The 19,891-nt window shown below is 72.4% G+C and carries 21 protein-coding genes and 2 tRNA genes; 14 read left to right on the top strand and 9 right to left on the bottom strand.

The genetic code is table 11. From position 1 onward, the window contains the following. The first annotated feature begins 42 nt into the window (after positions 1 to 42). Entirely contained in the window at positions 43 to 516 is a 474-nt protein-coding gene (locus tag ON36_RS06495) for a ribose-5-phosphate isomerase (protein ID WP_043648937.1), read from the top strand. A gap of 1 nt (position 517) precedes the next feature. Further along, the gene (locus ON36_RS06490; RefSeq protein WP_043648934.1) at positions 518 to 1,321 is read left to right on the top strand and encodes an Fpg/Nei family DNA glycosylase; all 804 of its coding nucleotides are present in this window, start codon (positions 518 to 520) and stop codon (positions 1,319 to 1,321) included. A 1-nt stretch (position 1,322) separates the two neighbouring features. Here ON36_RS06490 and ON36_RS06485 read toward each other — a convergent pair whose 3' ends face one another. After that, positions 1,323 to 2,273, bottom strand: a complete 951-nt coding sequence (locus ON36_RS06485; RefSeq protein ID WP_043649013.1) for a GGDEF domain-containing protein — start codon at positions 2,271 to 2,273, stop codon at positions 1,323 to 1,325. Positions 2,274 to 2,986: 713 nt separating this feature from the next. On the opposite strand from ON36_RS06485, the gene ON36_RS06480 reads away from it, so the two are divergent. Together ON36_RS06480 and ON36_RS06475 are read left to right on the top strand one after the other, a co-directional pair. Beyond that, a tRNA-Gly gene (locus tag ON36_RS06480) sits at positions 2,987 to 3,057 on the top strand. A 43-nt stretch (positions 3,058 to 3,100) separates the two neighbouring features. Beyond that, positions 3,101 to 3,177 (top strand) — tRNA-Pro (locus tag ON36_RS06475). Positions 3,178 to 3,254: 77 nt separating this feature from the next. Here the strand turns inward: ON36_RS06475 and ON36_RS06470 are convergent. Then, entirely contained in the window at positions 3,255 to 3,899 is a 645-nt protein-coding gene (locus tag ON36_RS06470) for a mycothiol-dependent nitroreductase Rv2466c family protein (protein WP_052313703.1), read from the bottom strand. Positions 3,900 to 4,063: 164 nt separating this feature from the next. Between ON36_RS06470 and ON36_RS06465 the strand changes: the two genes are divergently transcribed. From ON36_RS06465 to ON36_RS06455, 3 genes are all read left to right on the top strand, one after another. Then, positions 4,064 to 5,284, top strand: coding sequence for an NAD(P)/FAD-dependent oxidoreductase (locus tag ON36_RS06465; protein WP_043649010.1), 1,221 nt, complete (start codon positions 4,064 to 4,066; stop codon positions 5,282 to 5,284). Between the two features lie 95 nt (positions 5,285 to 5,379). Then, on the top strand, positions 5,380 to 5,781 hold the full coding sequence (locus tag ON36_RS06460; protein ID WP_043648928.1) for a YciI family protein: 402 nt from the start codon (positions 5,380 to 5,382) through the stop codon (positions 5,779 to 5,781). 44 nt (positions 5,782 to 5,825) lie between these two features. After that, the gene (locus tag ON36_RS06455) at positions 5,826 to 7,031 is read left to right on the top strand and encodes an RNA polymerase sigma factor (protein WP_043649007.1); all 1,206 of its coding nucleotides are present in this window, start codon (positions 5,826 to 5,828) and stop codon (positions 7,029 to 7,031) included. Here the strand turns inward: ON36_RS06455 and ON36_RS06450 are convergent. After that, positions 7,022 to 7,447: a winged helix DNA-binding protein gene (locus ON36_RS06450; protein WP_043649004.1), complete on the bottom strand. Its 426-nt coding sequence runs from the start codon at positions 7,445 to 7,447 to the stop codon at positions 7,022 to 7,024. The two genes, ON36_RS06455 and ON36_RS06450, sit on opposite strands and share 10 nt — an antisense overlap. 139 nt (positions 7,448 to 7,586) lie before the next feature. Here ON36_RS06450 and ON36_RS06445 point away from each other — a divergent pair, with 139 nt between their 5' ends. Next, complete coding sequence (locus ON36_RS06445; protein WP_043649002.1) at positions 7,587 to 8,081, top strand: NUDIX hydrolase; 495 nt, start codon at positions 7,587 to 7,589, stop codon at positions 8,079 to 8,081. Between the two features lie 23 nt (positions 8,082 to 8,104). Here ON36_RS06445 and ON36_RS06440 read toward each other — a convergent pair whose 3' ends face one another. After that, complete coding sequence (locus ON36_RS06440; RefSeq protein ID WP_043648925.1) at positions 8,105 to 9,055, bottom strand: AraC family transcriptional regulator; 951 nt, start codon at positions 9,053 to 9,055, stop codon at positions 8,105 to 8,107. Positions 9,056 to 9,171: 116 nt separating this feature from the next. On the opposite strand from ON36_RS06440, the gene ON36_RS06435 reads away from it, so the two are divergent. Next, complete coding sequence (locus tag ON36_RS06435; protein ID WP_052313702.1) at positions 9,172 to 9,837, top strand: NAD(P)H oxidoreductase; 666 nt, start codon at positions 9,172 to 9,174, stop codon at positions 9,835 to 9,837. A gap of 112 nt (positions 9,838 to 9,949) precedes the next feature. Here ON36_RS06435 and ON36_RS06430 read toward each other — a convergent pair whose 3' ends face one another. Next, positions 9,950 to 10,768: an NAD(P)-binding domain-containing protein gene (locus ON36_RS06430; RefSeq protein WP_043648922.1), complete on the bottom strand. Its 819-nt coding sequence runs from the start codon at positions 10,766 to 10,768 to the stop codon at positions 9,950 to 9,952. A 125-nt stretch (positions 10,769 to 10,893) separates the two neighbouring features. On the opposite strand from ON36_RS06430, the gene ON36_RS06425 reads away from it, so the two are divergent. Then, positions 10,894 to 11,250, top strand: coding sequence for a winged helix-turn-helix transcriptional regulator (locus ON36_RS06425; protein ID WP_043648919.1), 357 nt, complete (start codon positions 10,894 to 10,896; stop codon positions 11,248 to 11,250). A 17-nt stretch (positions 11,251 to 11,267) separates the two neighbouring features. Here ON36_RS06425 and ON36_RS06420 read toward each other — a convergent pair whose 3' ends face one another. Together ON36_RS06420 and ON36_RS06415 are read right to left on the bottom strand one after the other, a co-directional pair. Then, positions 11,268 to 12,104 (bottom strand): phosphoribosylaminoimidazolesuccinocarboxamide synthase, encoded by an 837-nt coding sequence (locus ON36_RS06420; RefSeq protein ID WP_043648917.1) that lies wholly within the window; start codon positions 12,102 to 12,104, stop codon positions 11,268 to 11,270. Positions 12,105 to 12,157: 53 nt separating this feature from the next. Continuing rightward, positions 12,158 to 13,111: a GlxA family transcriptional regulator gene (locus tag ON36_RS06415; RefSeq protein ID WP_043648914.1), complete on the bottom strand. Its 954-nt coding sequence runs from the start codon at positions 13,109 to 13,111 to the stop codon at positions 12,158 to 12,160. Between the two features lie 70 nt (positions 13,112 to 13,181). On the opposite strand from ON36_RS06415, the gene ON36_RS06410 reads away from it, so the two are divergent. From ON36_RS06410 to ON36_RS06395, 4 genes are all read left to right on the top strand, one after another. Beyond that, positions 13,182 to 14,129 carry an NADP-dependent oxidoreductase gene (locus ON36_RS06410; RefSeq protein ID WP_245557943.1) on the top strand — a complete coding sequence of 316 codons (948 nt, stop codon included), beginning with the start codon at positions 13,182 to 13,184 and terminating at the stop codon, positions 14,127 to 14,129. A 149-nt stretch (positions 14,130 to 14,278) separates the two neighbouring features. Further along, positions 14,279 to 16,870, top strand: a complete 2,592-nt coding sequence (gene pepN / locus ON36_RS06405; protein ID WP_043648911.1) for an aminopeptidase N — start codon at positions 14,279 to 14,281, stop codon at positions 16,868 to 16,870. Between the two features lie 172 nt (positions 16,871 to 17,042). Beyond that, positions 17,043 to 17,702, top strand: coding sequence for a ClpP family protease (locus ON36_RS06400; protein WP_052313701.1), 660 nt, complete (start codon positions 17,043 to 17,045; stop codon positions 17,700 to 17,702). 36 nt (positions 17,703 to 17,738) lie between these two features. Beyond that, complete coding sequence (locus tag ON36_RS06395) at positions 17,739 to 18,332, top strand: ClpP family protease (RefSeq protein ID WP_043648910.1); 594 nt, start codon at positions 17,739 to 17,741, stop codon at positions 18,330 to 18,332. Positions 18,333 to 18,347: 15 nt separating this feature from the next. Here ON36_RS06395 and ON36_RS06390 read toward each other — a convergent pair whose 3' ends face one another. Next, positions 18,348 to 18,749: a helix-turn-helix domain-containing protein gene (locus ON36_RS06390; RefSeq protein WP_083884947.1), complete on the bottom strand. Its 402-nt coding sequence runs from the start codon at positions 18,747 to 18,749 to the stop codon at positions 18,348 to 18,350. 81 nt (positions 18,750 to 18,830) lie between these two features. Then, positions 18,831 to 19,891 (bottom strand): alpha/beta hydrolase family protein (locus ON36_RS06385; RefSeq protein WP_043648908.1); only part of this gene is annotated, 1,061 nt, incomplete at its 5' end.

Here is a 19,891-nt window from a genome sequence, read left to right as displayed (position 1 = left end):
CCGCCACCGGACCGACGGAACCGGCCTGACACAATCGCAGCCATGCGCGTTTACCTGGGTGCCGACCATGCCGGTTTCGAACTGAAGAATCACGTCAAGGCCCATCTCGAGCAGGCCGGACACGAGGTCGTCGACTGCGGCGCCCTCGAGTACGACGCGCTCGACGACTACCCCGCCTTCTGCATCGAGGCGGCCCGCCGCACGGTGGCCGATCCGGGCTCGCTCGGCCTGGTCTTCGGCGGCAGCGGCAACGGCGAGCAGATCGCCGCGAACAAGGTGCCGGGCGCCCGCTGCGCCCTGGCGTGGAGCGTGGAGACCGCCCAGCTGGCCCGCCAGCACAACAACGCTCAGCTGATCGGCATCGGCGGCCGCATGCACTCCACCGAGGAGGCCCTGGCCATCGTGGACGCGTTCCTCGCGACCCCGTGGTCGGACGAGGAGCGCCACCAGCGCCGCATCGACATCCTGGCCGAGTACGAGAAGACCGGTGTGGCCCCGGCGGTGCCCGCGTACTGAGGTGCCCGAGGGTCACACCCTGCATCGGCTCGCCGCCCTGCACCAGCGCCGCTTCGCCGGTGACCGGGTGCGGGTGTCGAGCCCGCAGGGACGCTTCACCGAGGGCGCGGCGCGCGTCGACGGACAGGTCCTCGTCGCCGCCCGCGCCCACGGCAAACACCTGTTCCACGACTACGATTCGGGCCTGACGGTGCACGTGCACCTCGGCCTGTACGGCACGTTCACCGAACAGCCGTTGCCGATGGCCGAGCCCGTCGGCCAGGTGCGGATGCGCCTGGTCGGTGCCGCAACCCCTTACGGCACCGACCTGCGCGGCCCGACCGCCTGCGAGGTGCTCACCGAGGCCGAGGTGGACACCCTGCTCGCGCGCCTCGGCGCCGACCCCCTCGATCCCGAGGCCGATCCCGGCCGGGCGGGCGCCCGGATCCGCCGCTCGCGCCGCCCGATCGGCGCGCTGCTGATGGATCAGTCCGTCGTCGCCGGCGTCGGCAACGTCTACCGCGCGGAAGTGCTCTTCCGCCACGGCATCTCACCGTTCCGCCCGGGCACGGGCGTCGACGCGGCGGAGTGGGACGCGCTGTGGGCGGATCTGGTGGAACTCATGCCGGTCGGCGTGGCGACCGGGCGCATGCACGTGGTGCGGCCCGAACACGATCACGGCGCGCCGTCCTACGCGGCCGACCGCCCCCGCACCTACGTCTATCGCAGGCAGGGCGAACCGTGCCGGGTGTGTGCGACGCCGGTGTCGCACGCGGTCCTCGAGGGCCGGAATCTGTTCTGGTGCCCCACCTGTCAGCCGGGCTGACTCACCCCGCCGCCGCCCCCAGTCCCGCTTCCCCGTCGGCCAGGGCGAAACGCCGCCCGCCCGCCGACTTGGCCGAGTACATCGCCCGGTCGGCGCGGCGAAGCAGGTCGGTGAAGTCGCAGGGCACGCCGGGCGGGCAGAACGCGGTGCCGACGCTCGCCGAGACCGGCACCGGTCCGGCGCTCGACCACACCGGGTCGCGCAGCGCGGCGACCACCCGGTGGGCCAGTTCGCCGAGGGTGTCGCGGCGCGGGTTGGCCGCGACCACGAATTCGTCGCCGCCGTAGCGGCAGATCACGGTCTCCGGCGGGCAGACCTCGCGCAGGCGGTTGGCCAGCTCGACCAGCACCTCGTCGCCGATGGCGTGGCCGTAGCCGTCGTTGATCTGCTTGAACCGGTCGAGGTCGACCACCAGCACCCCGACGCCGCGGGTCGGGTCGGCGGCCATGGCGCGGACCCGCTCCTGCAGCAGGGTGCGGTTGGCCAGGTCGGTGAGCGCGTCGTGGGTGGCCTCGTGCCGCAGCCGGTGCTGCAGGGCGGCGATCTCCTGCACGCGCAGCGAGACCTTGGCCGAGATGTTCTGTTCCTGCTGGGCGAGCGCCCGCTCCTGCAGGGCCTGGGCATAGCTGTCGATGGCCTGGCTGGCGACCAGCGGCCAGCGGGTGGCGACCAGGGAACCCGGTACCCCCGAAGGGAATCCGAGCAGCCAGCGGGTCGCGTGTGCCAGCATGCGGGTGCGTTCGAACGGCTCCTCGGCCAGGCGGGCGCCGAGCATGCGCGCCTGCGGGACCGGGAACGGTTCGGTCTTCGCCAGCAGCAGCAGCCGCTCGACGATGTCGATGAGCACGGGCTCGAGTTTGTGGGGCGCCGCGGAGGAGCCCGGTTCGGCACAGACCGCACGCGCCCAGGCGCGGGCCATCTGGGCCACCGGTGCGATGTGGTTGTCGGACATCGTCATCACCGGCGCTGGGTGACAGCAGTCGTCGGGCAGCCTGCAGACGCGCAGGTGCCGGCGTCACCCCGATCGTTCGCACTGCTACGCGGTTGGGTCCACCGAGTTCGGTACACGCTCACCGCCCCCTTTCCAGATACCCCCGTCCGGCAAAAAGGATCCTAGCAAGCCACTCGAGGTCGTCAGCGGGTGAATTGGAACCCGTTACAGCCCCTGGCGAATGGCGATCGGCTATGACATCGCTGCGGACGCTCCGGCGTTACACACCTTTTCGAAATTCTCCGTGGAGCGCCGAATGCGCAGCGTAGCGCCTCGTCGGGGGTGGTGGCCGAGACATCCGCATCAGGTTCCTTCGAACGAACAGGCGAAGTCGTGACGTGTGGTGTGGGTCCCACGTGGCCCTTCCGAATGGAGAGCTGTGTCACGGGCTCAATGGTGGCCGAACCGAGCACGAACCGCCAGGTTTTTGAGGAAAATTCTCCTGTTTAATCCCCCGGCGCTGACGATACTCGTCACTGCGCTCATCCATGGTGGTGGAGGGGCTGCCGGGACGATAGGGCCATAGGGCCCTATTCGGGCACGGAGCGGGCCGACCGCGCCCGGAGATTCCCCGGTCGGACACGGTGGGGAGGCGGATTGGCGTGAACCCGGCGGCATTCGGTACAGTCGTGGCGCACACGACATCGTGGCGATCCCATCGGTGTCGTATGCCTGCGGGTGTAGTTCAATGGTAGAACCTCAGCCTTCCAAGCTGATGGTGCGGGTTCGATTCCCGTCACCCGCTCAACGACCGAATCTCCTCGCCGGCGGACGCCGCCCCGAGGTCACGGGGTGTAGCGCAGCTTGGTAGCGCATCCGCTTTGGGAGCGGAGGGTCGCAGGTTCAAATCCTGTCACCCCGACCAGGATCGACTCGGACAGCGAACGGCCCCCGGAACCGGTTCCGGGGGCCGTTCGCGTCTCCGCGCGGAGAACAGCGGGATCAGTCGAAGACCGGATCCTCGGTGCGCGTGCGCTTGAGCTCGAAGAAGTGCGGGTAGGAGGCCAGGGCGACGGCCCCGTCGAAGACCTTGCCCGCCACCTCGCCGCGCGGGATGCGCGAGAGCACGGGGCCGAAGAAGGCGGTGCCGTTGATGTGGATGGTCGGGGTACCCACATCCGGGCCGACCTTGTCCATGCCCGCGTGGTGGCTCGCGCGCAGGGCCTCGTCGTAGTCGGTGCTGTCGGCGGCGGCGGCCAGCTCCGCGGGCAGGTCGAGTTCGGCCAGCGCGTCGGCGACCACGGCCGAGAGCTTCTCACTCACCGAATCGCGTTCGTACTCGGCGGCCCGGTCGTGGATCCGGGTGCCCATCGCGGTGTAGAGGGCGGGCAGGATCTCGTCGCCGTACTTCTGCGCCGCGGCGATCGCGACCCGCACCGGGCCCCAGCCCGCCGCCATCAGGTCGACGTAGCGCTCCGGCAGGCCCTCCCGGCCCTCGTTGAGCACGGCCAGGCTCATCACGTGGAAACGGACCTCGATATCGCGGACCTGCTCCACCTCCAGGATCCAGCGCGAGGTGATCCAGCACCACGGGCACAGCGGGTCGAACCAGAACTCGACGAGGTCCTTGGACGGCTGCTCGCTCACAAGCGTTCCTCTCACACATCTCTCCGGACGGGCGCACGCCCGCTGGCAGGTGTAACCACGCGCGCGGGTGATTCGTTCCCCCGTCCGGCCGGGCGCACTAGGCTCGGCCCCAGCAGAGTTTGCGAACGCCGTGCAGTCGCGTCGAACGACGAATGGAGACCCGCATGAGCTCGAACCGGCATTTCGTGATCATCGGCGGCGGCCTGGCCGGCGCCAAACTCGCCCAGTCGCTGCGCGCCCAGGATTTCGACGGACGGCTGACCCTGCTCGCCGCCGAGGACGAACTGCCCTACGAGCGCCCCCCGCTGTCCAAACAGCACCTCGCAGGCACCCAGCAGCTGCCGGACTTCACCGTCGACAACAGCGCCTGGTACCGCGACCACCACGTCGACCTGCGGCTGGGCACCACCGCCCAGGCCTTCGACCCTGTCGCGAAAACGGTGACCCTGCCCGATGATTCGACGCTGACCTACGACAAGCTCGCCCTGGCGACGGGCTCGCGGGCGCGGAGACTGCCGCTGCCCGGCGCGGACGCGCCCAACGTCTACACCCTGCGCACCATCGGCGATTCGGACATCCTGCTGCAGGTGCTGGCGGCCGTGCAGAACCTGGTGATCATCGGCGCGGGCTGGATCGGCCTGGAGGTGGCCGCCCAGGCCAGGCAGCGCGGCGTCGAGGTGACCGTGCTCGAGACCGCGGAGTGGCCGCTGGTCGGCGTGCTCGGCGACCGGATGGGCGCGATGTTCGCCGAGCTGCACCGCGAGCACGGCGTCGACCTGCAGCTGAAGGCGCAGGTCGAGGCGATCCTCACGCACGAGGAGATCGCCACGGGCGTGCGGCTGACCGACGGCCGCGTCGTGCCCGCCCAGGCGATCCTGGTCGCGGTCGGCGCGGCGCCCAACATCGAGTCCGCGCTCGCGGCCGGGCTGGCGGTGGATTCCGGTGTGCTGGTGGACGAGTCGCTGCGCACCAGCGACCCCGACGTGGTCGCCGTCGGCGACATCGCCGAGCAGCTGCATCCGGTGCTGGGCAGGCGGATCCGGGTCGAGCACTGGGCGACCGCGCTCAACCAGCCCGCGGTGGCGGCGGCGACCATGCTGGACCGGCCCGCCGTCTACGACCGGCTGCCCTACTTCTTCTCCGACCAGTACGACCTCGGCATGGAGTACACCGGCTACGTCGGTCGCGGCGACCGGACCGAGCTGGTGGTGCGCGGCGATCTGCCGGGCCGCGAGTTCGTGGCGTTCTGGCTCGACGAGAAGCGCCGGGTGCAGGCGGGGATGAACGTCAACGTCTGGAACGTCACCGACCGCGTCAAGGAACTGATCCTGTCCGGCGAGCCGGTCGACCCCGTCCGCCTCGCCGACACCGGGACACCGCTGTGACCCAGATCACCGTCCACCGTGTCGAGGGCGGGCTGCCCGCTCCGACCACACGGTGACGGCGTCATCCGGACGCACATCGAATCGAGGAGCCGATCATGACCAAGTTCATGCTGATCAAGACCTACGCCCCCGCCGCCAACTGCGACGTCCCGATCACCGAGTGGGCGCCGGAGGACATCGCCGCGCACATCGACTTCCAGCGCGCCCTCGGCGAACAGCTCGCCGCGGCGGGCGAACTCGTCGAGGCGCAGGGCCTTGCCGATCCGGGGCAGGCGCGCATCGTCAGTTCCGACGGCCGGTCGGCGCCGGTGGTCACCGACGGGCCGTTCCCCGAGACCAAGGAGTTCCTGGCGGGCTACTGGATCATCGACGTCGACTCCGCCGAGCGGGCCTACGAGGTCGCCGCCCAGGCTTCGGCCGCGCCCGGCCCGGGCGGGGAGCCGATCGGCGAGTACATCGAGGTGCGCCAGATCATGAGCGCCCCGGTCGCGGGCTAGTGCCGCTCGCCTCCCCCGGCGCCCGCACGGCGGGCGCCGGGTCCGTGGAACCCCTGCTGCGGGAGCTGGGCCCGCAGGTGCTGGCGGTCCTGGTCCGCCGCTTCGGCGACTTCGACACCGCCGAGGACGCCGTCCAGGACGCGCTGCTGGCCGCCGCCACCCAGTGGCCCGGCGACGGGCTGCCCGCCAACCCGCGCGGCTGGCTGATCCAGGTGGCGCAGCGGCGGATGGCCGACGCGGTGCGCGCCGAGGTGGCCCGGCGGCGGCGCGAGACCGAGGTCTTCGTGCGCGAGGTCCCCACCGAGGCGATCACCCGCGACGACAGCCTCGAGCTGTATCTCCTGTGCTGCCATCCGGAGCTGCCGAGAGCCGGGGCGGTGGCGCTGACCCTGCGCGCGGTGGGTGGCCTGACCACGGCCGAGATCGCCGCCGCGTTCGGGGTGCCGGAAGCCACCATGGCGCAACGCATCTCGCGGGCGAAGAAGAAGCTCGCGGGCACCGCGCGCCCGTTCGTCGCGGCCGGCGCCGAGCCGGAGCGGCTCGAGGCGGTGCTGCGGGTGCTCTACGTCATCTTCACCGAGGGGCACACCGCAACGGGAGGCGACGGCCTGACCCGGCCGGACCTGGCCGGGGAGGCCATCCGGCTCACCCGCAGCCTGCACGCGATGCTGCCCGAGGACGACGAGGTGACCGCGCTGCTGGCGCTGATGCTGCTCACCGAGGCGCGTCGCCCGGCGCGGACCGGCCCGCACGGGGAACTCGTCCCGCTGCCGGACCAGGACCGCCGCCGCTGGGACGCCGCGCTGATCACCGAGGGCCTGCGCCTGGTCACGGCCACGCTGGCGACCGGCCTGTCGGGCCTCTACCAGCTGCAGGCGGCCATCGCCGGGCTGCACGCGCAGGCGACCGGTACCGCCGACACCGACTGGCCCAGCATCCTGCGCCTCTACGACCTGATCGAGCGGCAGGGACCGAACCCGTTCGTCACGCTCAACCGCGCCGTCGCGACCGCGATGGTGCACGGCCCGGACGCGGGTCTGGCGGTGGTCGACACGGTGGCCGCCGAGCTCGGCGCCACCCACCGGCCGGCCGCCGTGCGCGGGCACCTGTTCGAGATGGCCGGGCGAGCCGACCGCGCGGTGGCCGAGTATCACGCCGCGGCGGCCGGGACGCACAGCACGGCCGAACGCGACTATCTCCTGTTGCGGGCGGCCCGGGTCAGGGCCGGGGCCGCCGGGGCTCACGAATGATTCGCGCCCGCCTCGAGATTGGCGATCAGCCGGGCCAGCACGCCGGTGAAGGCGACGAACTCGTCGGCGCTCACCCCCTCGGTCATCCGCGTGCGCACGGCGTGCACCGCGTCGGCGGCGCCCGCGTGCGCGGCGGACCCCGCCTCGGTCAGCGCCGTCCGGTCCCCCTGCTCCACGGCCCAGCCGCGGGCGATCACGTCCTCGATGGCCGCCCGCACCGGCTCCGCGTTCACCTCCCAGAAGGGCCGCAACGCGTCGGTGAGTTCGGCCTCGGTCCGCGGACCGGCGCCGAGGGCGGTGAGCAGCTGCCACTGCCGTCGCGTCAGCCCGGTCTCGCCGACGGCGCGATCGAAGGTCTCCTCGACGAGCTGGTCGAGGCGTTTGATCTGGTATCCGATCATCCGGGTCTGCGCCATGAGCATTCCTCCGCAGGGGTCTGTGTCGTCGAACACGTCCATGTCCGAGGGTCTCACCCCGCAGGGCGCCGGCGCGCCCGCCCCCGTTTCGTCGGCGCGCTCGGCTGACACCGGCCCCGGCTCGGGGCACACTGGCACGATGACCGAGCGTTTCAGCGCGGGCGTGCTGCTTTACCGCACCGCGGGCACCGACATCGAGATCCTGCTCGGCCACATGGGCGGGCCGCTGTGGTCGCGCAAGGACACCGGCGCGTGGTCGGTGCCCAAGGGCGAATACGAGGTCGGCGCCGAGGACCCGGCGGCCGCGGCCGCTCGCGAATTCACCGAGGAACTGGGCCTGCCCGTCCCGCCCGGGCCGTGGACCGACCTGGGCGACGTTCGCTACCGCAGCGGCCGCGGCGCGAAAACCCTGCGGGTGTGGGCGGTCCGGGGCGACCTGGACCCCGCACTCGTGGTGCCGGGGACCTTCGAGATGGAGTGGCCGCCGCGCTCCGGCACCCTCGCGACCTTCCCCGAGATCGATCGGGTCGGCTGGTTCGGCCCCGACGTCGCGGTCGACAAACTCGTCACCGGCCAGCGTCCCTTCCTCGCCCGGCTGACGGCCCTGCCCGACCCGGCCGCGGCCGCCGACTGACGCCGGCGGCGGGGCGACGTCCGTCAGGCGGACACGCGCTGCCGGAAGGCCGTCGGGCTCACTCCGCGGGACCGTTTGAACGCCGCGCTGAAGCCGAAAGCGTCGGCGTATCCCACGGTTCCGGCGATCTGGGCGACGCTGCGCGTCGGGTCGGCGAGGAGTTCCTCGGCCTCGGCCATCCGCCATTCGGTGAGGTAGGCGAGCGGCGGCTCGCCCATGACCTCGGTGAAGCGGCGCGCCAGCAGCGCGCGTGACACCGCCGCCTCGGCGGCCAGCGCGGCGACCGTCCAGCGCCGGTAGGGCTCGGTGTGGATGGCGGTCAGCGCCGGGCCGACGACGGGGTCCGCCAGGCCCCGGTACCAGGCGGGCGCGCAGTCGCCCTGTTCGGCGAGCCAGGTGCGCAGGGTGCAGACCAGGGCCCAGTCCAGCAGCCGGTCCATCATCGCCTGGGCGCCGGCCCGGTGCCGGAAGGCCGAGGCGGCCGCGGTCTCGAGCCAGTCGCAGACGTCGTCCTCCTCGCGCACGACGAGGGCGGTGGGGAGCGCGCGCAGCAGCCGTTCGTGGCGACGGCCCGCGGCGCAGTAGGCGCCCACGACGAGCGCGGTCTCCTCGGCCGCCGCCGCGTCCGGCGGCCGGGGGCCCGATCCGTCCGTCGCGCACTCGGGGGCGGCCGGGCCGAAACCGTCGGGGACGAAGCAGGAGAGCTCGTACTCGACGTGCGGGCCCGTCGCGGCGTCGGTGTCGTGCGCGAGCAGGAACGGCTCGGCGCCCTGCACCACCGCCGTGTCGCCCCGTGCGAGCCTGCGCGCGGTCCCGTCGGGCAGCCGCAGCACGCCGCCGCCGCGCAGCACCGTCAGCAGGATCAGCGGTGTCCGGTCGGCGAACCGGATCGTCCACGGCGCGGTCAGCACCGCGTGGGCCACCACCGAGCCCTCGGCCCGGATGCCCCCGAGGAGCGAGCTCAATGGATCCATGCCCCGAGCGTAGACGAATTCCTATCCATCCGAGACCTTCTCCCATAGATCGTCCACGCCGTTCGCGGTTGACTCGGAGGCACAGCGCAATTCGGATCCCTCACCAGGAGTTCATCGTGACCAAGCACGCTCTCGTCGTCGTCGCCCACCACCGCCGCGATTCGCTCACCGCGCACATCGCCCGGCGCGCGGTGGACCGGCTCACCGCCACCGGCCACACCGTCGACCTGCTCGACCTGCACGCCGAGGACTTCGACCCCCGGATGATCGAGGCGGACCAGCCCGACTGGGGCAACCGCGACAAGCGCTATTCCGAGGTGGCGCGGGCCCACATGGACCGGCTGCTGGCCGCCGACGTGGTCGTGGTCGCCTTCCCGACCTACTGGTACAGCGTGCCCGCGATGCTCAAGGGCTGGATCGACCGGGTGTGGAACTACGGCTTCGCCTACGGCCGCAGCAAGCCACGGCTGGCGGGCAAGCGCATCCTGTGGCTGGCCCTGGCGGGCGCGTCCGGTGCCGATCCGCTGATCCCGGACATGCAGGCCGCGCTCGAGGGCCAGCTCAGCGCGGGCCTGGCCTACTACAGCGGCTTCGCCGATTCGCGGGTCGGCCTGCTGCCCGACGCCGAGGAGCAGCCCCAGACGGTCGGGGCCGACGGCTCGTTCCAGCTCGGCGAGGCCGTCGCCGGTGACGCGCGGGCCCGGCACTACGCCGAGTTCGAGGCAAGGGCGGTCGCGTTCGTGGACGACTTCCTGGCGGTCGCCGCGCCGGTGAGCGTCTGAGCCCGACGCGAGGACTCCGCACCCGGCGGCGCCGCGACGCCGCGGCCGGTCGCGGCGCCGCCGGGTGCGCCGGACGGTCCGCCGGCGCGTCGCGGCCCGCCGGGCACCCCGCTCACAGGCCGGGGAGGGTGCGCAGCAGCACGCCGAGGAGCTCGGACCCGGTGCCCGCCTCCTCGGCCGCCAGCTCGATGGTGGCCAGCGCGCTCGCGGTGAATTCGGCGCTCTGCTCCGGCACGTAGTTCGCCGGGTCGTCGATGCCGGGGGCGTACCGGGCCAGCATGGCGGTCATCGCCTGCAGGAACGGCGCCATCAGGGTCGCCAGGTGCGCGGCGGTGCCGCCCGCGGTGCGCACCATCTGCCCGCCCTGCCGGAAACCGGCGAACATCGAGTACATGCCGCCGAGGATGGCCAGGTCGTACATGGCCGCCGCGCCGAAATCCGGGCCGACGTACTCCGCGCGCCCGAAGACCTCGAGAACCGGCCGGAAGCGCTCGAAGGCCGCGGTCGCGCCGCTGTAGAGCACGAAGGCCGCCGGTCCGCAGATCATCGACGGCACGGCCATGATCCCGCCGTCGACGAGATCGATGCCGCGCTCGTGCGCCCACCGCCCCAGCGCCCGCGCCTGCTCGGGCGTCGTGGTGGTCAGGTTGACCACGGTGCGGCCCCGCAGCCGGTCCGCGGCGGGCTCGAGATGTTCGCGCACCGCCGCGTCGTCGAGTACGCACAGGATCACCAGGTCGGCCGCCGTCATCGCCGCGGCCGCGCTCTCGGCGAGCGCCGCGCCCGCCGCCGCCAGCGGCTCGGCGCGGGCGGCGGTGCGATTCCACACCGTCACCCGATGGCCCGCGGCCAGCAGCGCCCGGGCGAGCGCGGTACCCATCGCACCGAGACCGATCACCGAAACCCGCTGTGCGCCCACCGAGTTGCCCATGTCTCCCCTTGTTCCGAAGCTCGCACCGCCGATCGGCGATGTGCTCCCAGATTTGCCGGTAGCACTACACTTCACAAGTACCGACTATCAAGTCCGATACTCACCAAAAAGTAAGTAAGGCGAGCATGAAGCACCGAGAGCGTCCGTATTCCTGCGGCATCGACGCGGCCCTCGACGTCGTCGGCGGCAAGTGGAAGGCGCTGATCCTGTGGGCCCTGTCCACCGGCACCCAGCGGTTCGGTGACCTCAAGCGGCTGGTGCCGGGGGCCACGGAGAAGATGCTGATCCAGCAGCTGCGCGAACTCGAGCACGACGGCATCGTGCACCGCGAGGTCTACGCCCAGGTGCCGCCGAAGGTCGAGTACTCACTCACCGAGCTGGGCGTCTCGCTCAACGCTGCGCTGGTGACGCTCGGCGCGTGGGGCAGCGCGAACATGGCGCACATCTGCGCCGTGAAAGGTGTCGCGGCGCCGGTGCACTGAGCGCGCCGGGCGAGGGGTCAGCCCCGGTCCGCCGTCCAGCGGCGGCCGGTGATGCGCTCGTAGGCTTCCTCGTACTTGGCCCGGGTCACCTCGACCACCTCGGCCGGGATCTCGGGGCCGGGGTACTCCTTGTTCCAGCCGGTCGAGGTCGCCCAGTCGCGCACGAACTGCTTGTCGAAGGAGGGCTGGGCGCGGCCCGGCTCCCACTGGTCGGCGGGCCAGAAGCGCGACGAATCGGAGGTCAGCACCTCGTCGCCGAGGGTGAGCACGTCGCCGTCCCAGCCGAATTCGACCTTGGTGTCGGCGACGATGACGCCCGCCTCGGCCGCGTGCGCGGCGCCGCGGGTGTAGATCTCGAGGGTCAGGTCGCGCAGCTTCTCGGCGACCTCGCGGCCCTCCTGGTTCACCACGTCGGCGAAACTGATCGCCTCGTCGTGCCCTTCGGCGGCCTTGGTGGACGGGGTGAACAGGGGCTCGGGCAGCTTGTCGCCGTCGCGCAGGCCCGGCGGCAGCGCGATCCCGGACACCGTGCCGGTGGCCTGGTACTCCTTGAGGCCCGACCCGGTCAGGTACCCGCGCGCGATGCACTCGACCGCGAGCATCTTCAGCGGCTTGACGCGGATGCCGCGCCCGGCGAACTCGGCGGGCACGTCGGTCGCCGAGACCACGTGGTTGGGGATGTCGGAGAAGTACTCGAACCACCAGTTCGACAGCTGGGTCAGCAACGCGCCCTTGCCGGGGATCGGGGTGGGCAGCACGACGTCGTAGACCGACACGCGGTCGGAGGCGACCAGCAGCAGGGTGTCGCCGTCGGAGTAGAGGTCACGAACCTTCCCGGCGTGCACATGCTTCAACGTCGAGCCTCCGAATCCTGGATACCTGCTGGTTCGCCAGAACTCTACCGAGGTCAGGCGCTCACCCGGTCGGCGGGGACGCGGAAGGTGCGCCGGTAGGCCAGGGGCGCGACGCCGACCGCCGCCTGGAAGTGCTGGCGCAGCGAGGCGCCGGTGGCGAACCCGACGCGCCCGGCGATCTGCTCGACCGACAGGTCGCTCACCTCGAGCAGGTGCCGCGCCCGCGCCACCCGCTGCTGGATGAGCCAGCGCCCGGGGCTCAGGCCGACCTCGTCGACGAAGCGGCGGGCGAAGGTGCGCTTGCTCATGCCCGCCCGCTCGGCCAGCTCGCCCATGGTGATCGGCAGGTCGAGGTGCTGCACGGCCCAGTGCCGGATCGCGGCGGTGCCCGCCACCGCCGGATCCGGGACCGGCAGATCGATGTACTGGGCCTGGCCGCCGTCGCGCCACGGCGGGACGACGGCCAGGCGGGCCACGTGATTGGCGACCGCGCTGCCGTGATCGGCGCGCACGATGTGCAGGCACAGGTCGATGCCGGAGGCCGCGCCCGCGGAGGTCAGCACGTCGCCGTCGTCGACGAAGAGCACATCGGGGTCGAGGGCGATGTGCGGGAAGCGCGCGCGGAAGCGGTCGGCCAGGCGCCAGTGCGTGGTGGCGGGGCGCCCGTCGAGCAGGCCCGCCTCGGCCAGCACGAACGCGCCCGTGCAGATCGACACGATGCGCGTGCCCGGCCGGATCCGCGCGAGCGCGGCGGTGACCGCCGGGTCGAGGCCGGCGGTCGCGCCCTCGGGATCGCAGGAGGGGATCACCACGGTGTCGGCGGTGGCCAGCAGTTCCGGCCCGTGTTCGACGACGATCCGGTAGTCGGCACAGGTCTGCACGGGCGCGCCGTCGGCGGAGCAGGTCATGACCTCGTAGCGGTCGGCGAGGTTGCCGAATATCCGCCGGGGAATGCCCAATTCGAAGGGGTAGACGCCGTCGAGGGCCAGGACAACCACACGATGCATGGCACGATCCTATCGGATGATGACTTCTCTGCCATTTCCTCCGCGCGCCGGACCCGGCACCGTGGAGCGCGTGACCGATACCATGCGCGCCGTCAGCCAGGACGTCCTCGGAGGTCCCGAGGTCCTGCACGTGACCGAGATCCCCCGGCCGGCACCGGGTCCGAGCGAAGTGCTCGTCCGGGTGCACGCCGCCGGGCTGAACCCGACCGACTGGAAGCACCGGGCCCTGCCCGGATTGTTCCTTCCGCCACCGCCGTTCGTCCTCGGCTGGGACGTCTCCGGCGTCGTCGAGGCCGTCGGTTTCGGCGTCACCCTGTTCGCGCCCGGCGACGAGGTGTTCGGCATGCTGCCCTACCCGTACGGGCACGGCGCGCTGGCCGACTACGCCACCGGCCCTGCCCGCGCCTTCGCGCGCAAGCCCGCCGGGGTCGACCACGTCGTGGCCGGGGCGACACCGCTGGCCGCGCTCACCGCCTGGCAGGCCCTCGTCGACACCGCGGACGTCCGCGCCGGGCAGCGGGTCCTGATCCACGCCGCCGCGGGCGGAGTCGGCCACCTCGCGGTGCAGATCGCCAAGTCCCGTGGCGCGTACGTCATCGGCACCGCGAGCGCGGCCAAGCACGAGCACCTGCGCGGGCTCGGCGCCGACGAACTGATCGACTACCGGCGGGTCGACGTCGCCGGGACCGTGCGCGAGGTCGACGTGGTGCTCGACACGCTCGGCGAGGAGAACGCGCTGCGGTCGCTGCCGACGCTGCGGCCCGGCGGCCTGCTCGTTACCCTGCTCCCCGGCGCGGGGCCGCGGCTGCGGGCGGCGGCGGACCGCCACGGCGTGCGCGTGGCGTCGCTGCTGGTCGAGGCCGATCATCAGGGCATGGTCGCCATCGCCGACCTGCTCGGCTCGGGCGCGCTCCGCCCGACCATCGCCGGGGTGTTCCCGCCCGAGGAGGCGGCGACCGCGCATGCACTCGGCGACACGAACCGGACACTGGGCAAACTCGTCGTCTCGATGGTCTGAGCGCGCGGGCACGGCACGGGCGGAAAGTCGTGAGCGGGGGTCAGCGGCAGGTGGCATTGTGGACACCGTCGTGAGCACCACCCCGCCTCGTTCGCCGGCGGTGCTCCCCCGTGCCGTGTTCGTCGACGACGAAGGAGTGTCAAGTACCGATGGCTGCCCCGAATCTCACCCGCGACCAAGCGGTCGAACGCGCCGCCACGGTGGCCGTGCAGAACTACCGGATCGAACTCGACCTCACCGACCAGCCGCGCGGCGCCGCGTCGGAGGTCTCCGACACGTTCGGTTCCCGGACCACCGTCACCTTCACCGCGACCCCGGGCGCGAGCACCTACATCGATCTGGTCGCCGCGGGCATCCGCTCCGCCGTCCTCAACGGCGACCCGCTCGACATCAGCGGCTACGACGAGTCGACCGGCATCGCCCTGCCGAACCTGGCCGAGCACAACGAGCTGGTGATCGAGGCGGACTGCGTCTACTCCCACACCGGCGAGGGCCTGCACCGCTTCGTCGACCCGGCCGACGACAACGTCTACCTGTACTCGCAGTTCGAGACCGCCGACGCCAAGCGGATGTTCGCCTGCTTCGACCAGCCCGACCTCAAGGCCACCTTCGACGTGGTGGCCACCGCGCCCGCGGACTGGAAGGTCGTCTCCAACGGCGCCACCGTCGACGAGCACCGGATCGGCGCCGTGGTCCGCCACACCTTCGCCACCACCCCGCGCATGAGCACCTACCTGGTCGCCATGATCGCCGGCCCGTACGCGCGCTGGACCGACTCCTTCGCCGACAGCCACGGCGAGATCCCGCTCGGGCTCTACTGCCGCGCCTCCCTGGCCGACCACATGGACGCCGAGCGCCTGTTCACCGAGACGAAGCAGGGATTCGCCTTCTACCACGACAACTTCGGCGTCCCCTACGCCTTCGGGAAGTACGACCAGCTGTTCGTGCCGGAGTTCAACGCGGGCGCCATGGAGAACGCGGGCGCGGTCACCTTCCTCGAGGACTACGTCTTCCGCTCCAAGGTGACCCGCGCCTCCTACGAGCGCCGCGCCGAGACCGTGCTGCACGAGATGGCGCACATGTGGTTCGGCGACCTGGTCACCATGAAGTGGTGGGACGACCTGTGGCTCAACGAGTCCTTCGCCACGTTCGCCTCGGTGCTGTGCCAGGCCGAGGCCACCGAATACACCAGCGCCTGGACCACGTTCGCGAACGTGGAGAAGTCCTGGGCCTACCGCCAGGACCAGCTGCCCTCCACCCATCCGATCGCCGCCGACATCCCCGACCTGCACGCCGTCGAGGTCAACTTCGACGGCATCACCTACGCCAAGGGCGCCTCGGTGCTCAAGCAGCTGGTCGCCTACGTCGGCCTGCAGCCGTTCCTGGCGGGCCTGCGTGCCTACTTCGCCGAGCACGCCTACGGCAACGCCACCTTCGACGATCTGCTGCGCGCGCTCGAGAAGGCCTCGGGCCGCGACCTGTCGACCTGGGGCGCGCAGTGGCTCAAGACCACCGGCCTCAACATCCTGCGCCCGGACTTCGAGATCGAGCCCGGCGGCACGTTCTCGCGGTTCGCGGTCGTGCAGGAGGGTGCCGAGCCGGGCGCGGGTGAGCACCGCGTGCACCGCATCGCCATCGGCGTCTACGGCGAGCAGGACGGACGCATCGTGCGCACGCACCGCGTCGAGGTCGACCTGGACGCGGCCGAGCGCACCGAGGTGCCCGAGCTGGTCGGCGTGCGGGCGGGTCAGCTGGTGCTGGTCAACGACGACGACCTCACCTACTGCTCGCTGCGGCTGGACCCCGACTCCCTCGACGTGGTCGTCCACCGCATCGGCGAGATCGCCGAGTCGCTGCCGCGCACGCTGGCCTGGTCGGCGGCGTGGGAGATGACCCGCCAGGCCGAGATGAAGGCGCGCGATTTCGTGGCGCTGGTGCAGCGCGGGATCGGCGCGGAGTCCGAGATCGGTGTCGTGCAGCGGCTGCTCATGCAGGCCCACACCGCGATCGGCAGCTACGCCGACCCGGCCTGGGCCGAACAGACCGGCTGGGGCGAATTCGCCGACCGCCTGCTGGAACTGGCCAGGGCCGCCGAGGCGGGCTCGGATCACCAGCTGGCCTTCGTCAACGCGCTGACCACTGCGAAGCTGGCCCCGCGCCACACCGAGGTGCTGTCCACGCTGCTCGACGCCGACCCGGAGCAGGCGGGCCTGCCCGGCCTGGCGGTCGACACCGACCTGCGCTGGCGCCTGCTCACCGCGCTGGCCGCCGCCGGGGTCGTCGACGCGGGCGGGGTCGAATCCCCGGTCATCGACGCCGAACTCGCCGCCGACCCCACCGCGGCGGGCAAGCGCCAGGCCGCGGCCGCGCGCACCGCCCGGCCCGACGCCGAGGTCAAGGAGCGGGCCTGGGCGACGGTCATGCACGACGACGCGGTCCCCAACATCACCGCGCGCGCCATCGTCGGCGGGTTCGCCCCGGCGGGACAGGGCGAGGTGCTCGCGCCGTATGTGAGCAAGTATTTCGCCGAGGTCGCCGACGTGTGGGAGCGGCGTTCCAGCGAGGTCGCGCAGACCGTGGTGGTCGGCCTGTACCCGCACTGGGACATCAGCGAGGCGGCCGTCGCCCAGGCCGACGCCTTCCTCGCCGGTGACATCCCGCCGGCGCTGTACCGCCTGGTCTCCGAGGGCAAGGCGGGCGTCGAACGGTCGCTGCGCGCACGGGCTTTCGACGCGAAGTAGTCCCCACCCGCGCCGGACCCGGCGGTCGCCGCGGTCGCCACGGTCGCCGCAGTCTCCGAGAGGAGGCCGCGGCGACCCGTGCCGCCGACGCGGCGAACGCCGCTGCTCACAGCGGATCCGCTCACAGCAGCGACGGCGGCGGAGCCGCCCGTGCGCCGGGCAGTCTCGGGGCATGGCTACCGAACGCACCACCCCGATGTTCGACCGGCGGGCACGCGAACACCTCTTCGCCCGCCGCATCCTCGTCCTCGACGGCCCGCTCGACGACGACAACGGCACCCTGCTGCTCACCCAGATGCTCACCCTCGCCGCCGAGGACGCGCGCGCCGACATTGCGCTGTGGATCCACTCCCCCGGCGGCTCCGTGCCCTCCATGCTCGCCATCCGCGACGTGATGAACCTGATCCCCTGCGAGGTCGCGACGCTCGCGCTCGGCCTGGCGTGCAGCGCCGGGCAGTTCCTGCTGTCCTCGGGCACCCCCGGCCGCCGCTACGCCATGCCGCACGCGCGCGTGCTCATGCACCAGGGCTCGGCAGGCATCGGCGGCTCCGCGGTCGAGGTGGAGGTGCAGGCACACGACCTGCGCCACACCGTGGAGACCGTGCTCGGGCTCATCGCCGCCGACACCGGCCAGCCCTACGAGCGCGTCTACGAGGACTCCCTGCACGACCGCTGGTTCACCGCGCCCCAGGCCCTGGAGTACGGCTTCGTCGACCACGTCGTCGAGTCCTTCGACCAGGTGATCCCGCAGCGGCACCGCTTCGGCCTGACCCCGGCCGGGTGGGGGCGGCTCCCCGGTGACGACGGGCCCGGCGCCGACGGCGACGCCTGAGCGGCCACCCCACCCCTGCGCGCAGAACGGACAACCATGAGCACCTACACGATCCCCAATGTCGTCTCCCAGCATCCGCGCGGCGGCGAACGCGTCACCGACATCTACTCGCATCTGCTCGGCGAACGCATCGTCTACCTGGGCACCCCGATGGACTCCGGCGTCGCCAACGCGCTGATCGCCCAGCTGCTGCACCTCGAGTCCGACAATCCCGAGCTGCCCATCAACCTCTACATCAACTGCGAGGGCGGCGAGCTGCCCGCCATGCTGGCCGTCTACGACACCATGCGCTTCATCCAGGCGCCCGTGCACACGACCTGTGTCGGCGAGGCGATCGCCGTCGGGGCGGTCCTGCTGGCGGGCGGGGAGGCCGGGCACCGGGCCATGCTGCCGCACGCCCGCGCCGTCCTGCACCAGCCGGCCACCCGGGGCCAGGGCGCCATCCCCGACCTCATCCTGCAGGCCGACGAGATCGTGCGCATGCGCGCCGCCATCGAGGAGATCCTGTCCCACCACACGGGCCAGACACCCGAGACGCTGCGCCGCGACACCGACCGCGACCGGGTCTTCACCGCCGCGGCCGCGATCGAGTACGGGCTCGTCGACCACGTCCTGACCCAGCGGCGCTGACCGCGCCGCGCAGGGTCAGGCCGCCATGAGCAGGGCGTTCGGGCCCGCTCCGCCGGGCCGGGCGAGCGGGGGCACCGGCCGCGCCGTCGACCGCAGGTGCGGCACGGCCCTGCGGCCGGCCGCCACCCGGCGGCCGGTCCGCATCGCGTCGGCGACCTGGCCGACCAGGTCGCCGACGGAGGTACCCAGCGCCCCGGCCAGTGCCGCGATCATCTCGCTGGACGGCTCCTTGCGCCCGCGCTCGACCTCGGACAGGTACTGGGGCGAGATCCCGGCCCGCCCGGCGGTCTCGGCCAGCGTCGAGCGCCGGTCCTGCCGCAGCGCGCGCAACCGCTCGCCCAGCACCTCCCGCCACAGCGGTTCGGGACGCTCCTCGCGCCCGCCGGGGATGACCTGCAGTCCGTCGCGCTCGCCCATACTCCGAGACTAGAGACCGGCGGGCCCGCGCACGCGGTCCCTCTGCTGTGGGCGAACACCACGACGCGACGGCGCGGCCGGTCAGCGGCTGATGCCGAAGCGGGCGTCCACCCAGGCGCGGACGTCGTCGTAGGAGGCGGCGAGGATGCCGCCGTGGTCGACGCCGTCGTACTTCTCGTAGTCGACGTGCTGGCCGCGGAGCTTCAGTTCGCCGAGCATGGCCTCGGTGGACTGGGGCGTGACGGTGAGGTCGCGGCCCCCCTGACGGACCATGACCGGGACGTCGAAGCGCAGCGAGCTGGGGTCGTTGGTGTCCAGGACGCGCAGGAAGTCGCCCAGGTCGGCGTTCTTGGTGAAGACGTCCCTGGGCGACAGCCCGCCCCAGCGGTTCTTGTCGCGCAGGCCGCCGGTGCACTCCGAATCGGCCAGGGGCAGCAGGGAACTGGCCTTGTCGGTGAGGAAGCGCGAGGTGTCGAGGGAGCCGACGGTCTGCGCGCCGCGCACCAGCAGCGGCACGAACACCGCGAGGTCGCCCGCGCCGAGGCCGCCGACCGGCGACGCCGCGGCCAGCTTCGCCACCCGCACCTGCTCTCCCAGGTGCGCGGCGGGCGCGAGGGCGACCACGCCGAGCAGCTCCGACCGCGGCGCCCACGCGCTCGCGGCGCTCGCGGCGAACAGCGCCGCGTGCCCGCCCTGGGAGTGCCCCATGGCGACCCAGCGGCGGCCGACCGAGGAGTCGACCGACCGTGCCGCCGTGGCCATGTCGGCCACGGCCCGCTGTTCGGTCTCCCCGATGAGGTAGCCGTGCTCGCCCGCTGTCCCCAGGCCCTGATAGTCGGTCTGCGCCACGGCGTACCCGGCCGCGATCCATTTCGCCTGCAGGTCGCGCACGGGCGAGGAGTCCCGGTCGTCCCGCGAGGCGGCGCACTTGTCGGCCACCCCCGTCGTCCCCGGCGCCCACGAGATCAGCGGCCACCCGCCCGCGGGCGGAGTCCCGGCGGGCACGGCCAGCAGCCCCGAGACCGCGACCGGCTTGCCCTGCGCGTCCACCGACCGGTACAGGACGAGCTGGTTGCGCGCCCCCGGAATCGCGGGCGCGCCGGTCAGCGGCTGCGTCTTGATCACCGAACCGTGCTCGCCCG

Source organism: Nocardia thailandica NBRC 100428 (assembly GCF_000308795.1).
Taxonomy (GTDB): domain Bacteria; phylum Actinomycetota; class Actinomycetes; order Mycobacteriales; family Mycobacteriaceae; genus Nocardia; species Nocardia thailandica.
The sequence above is the reverse complement of the archived record's forward strand: the minus strand, read 5'-3'. Positions and strand labels throughout refer to the sequence as shown.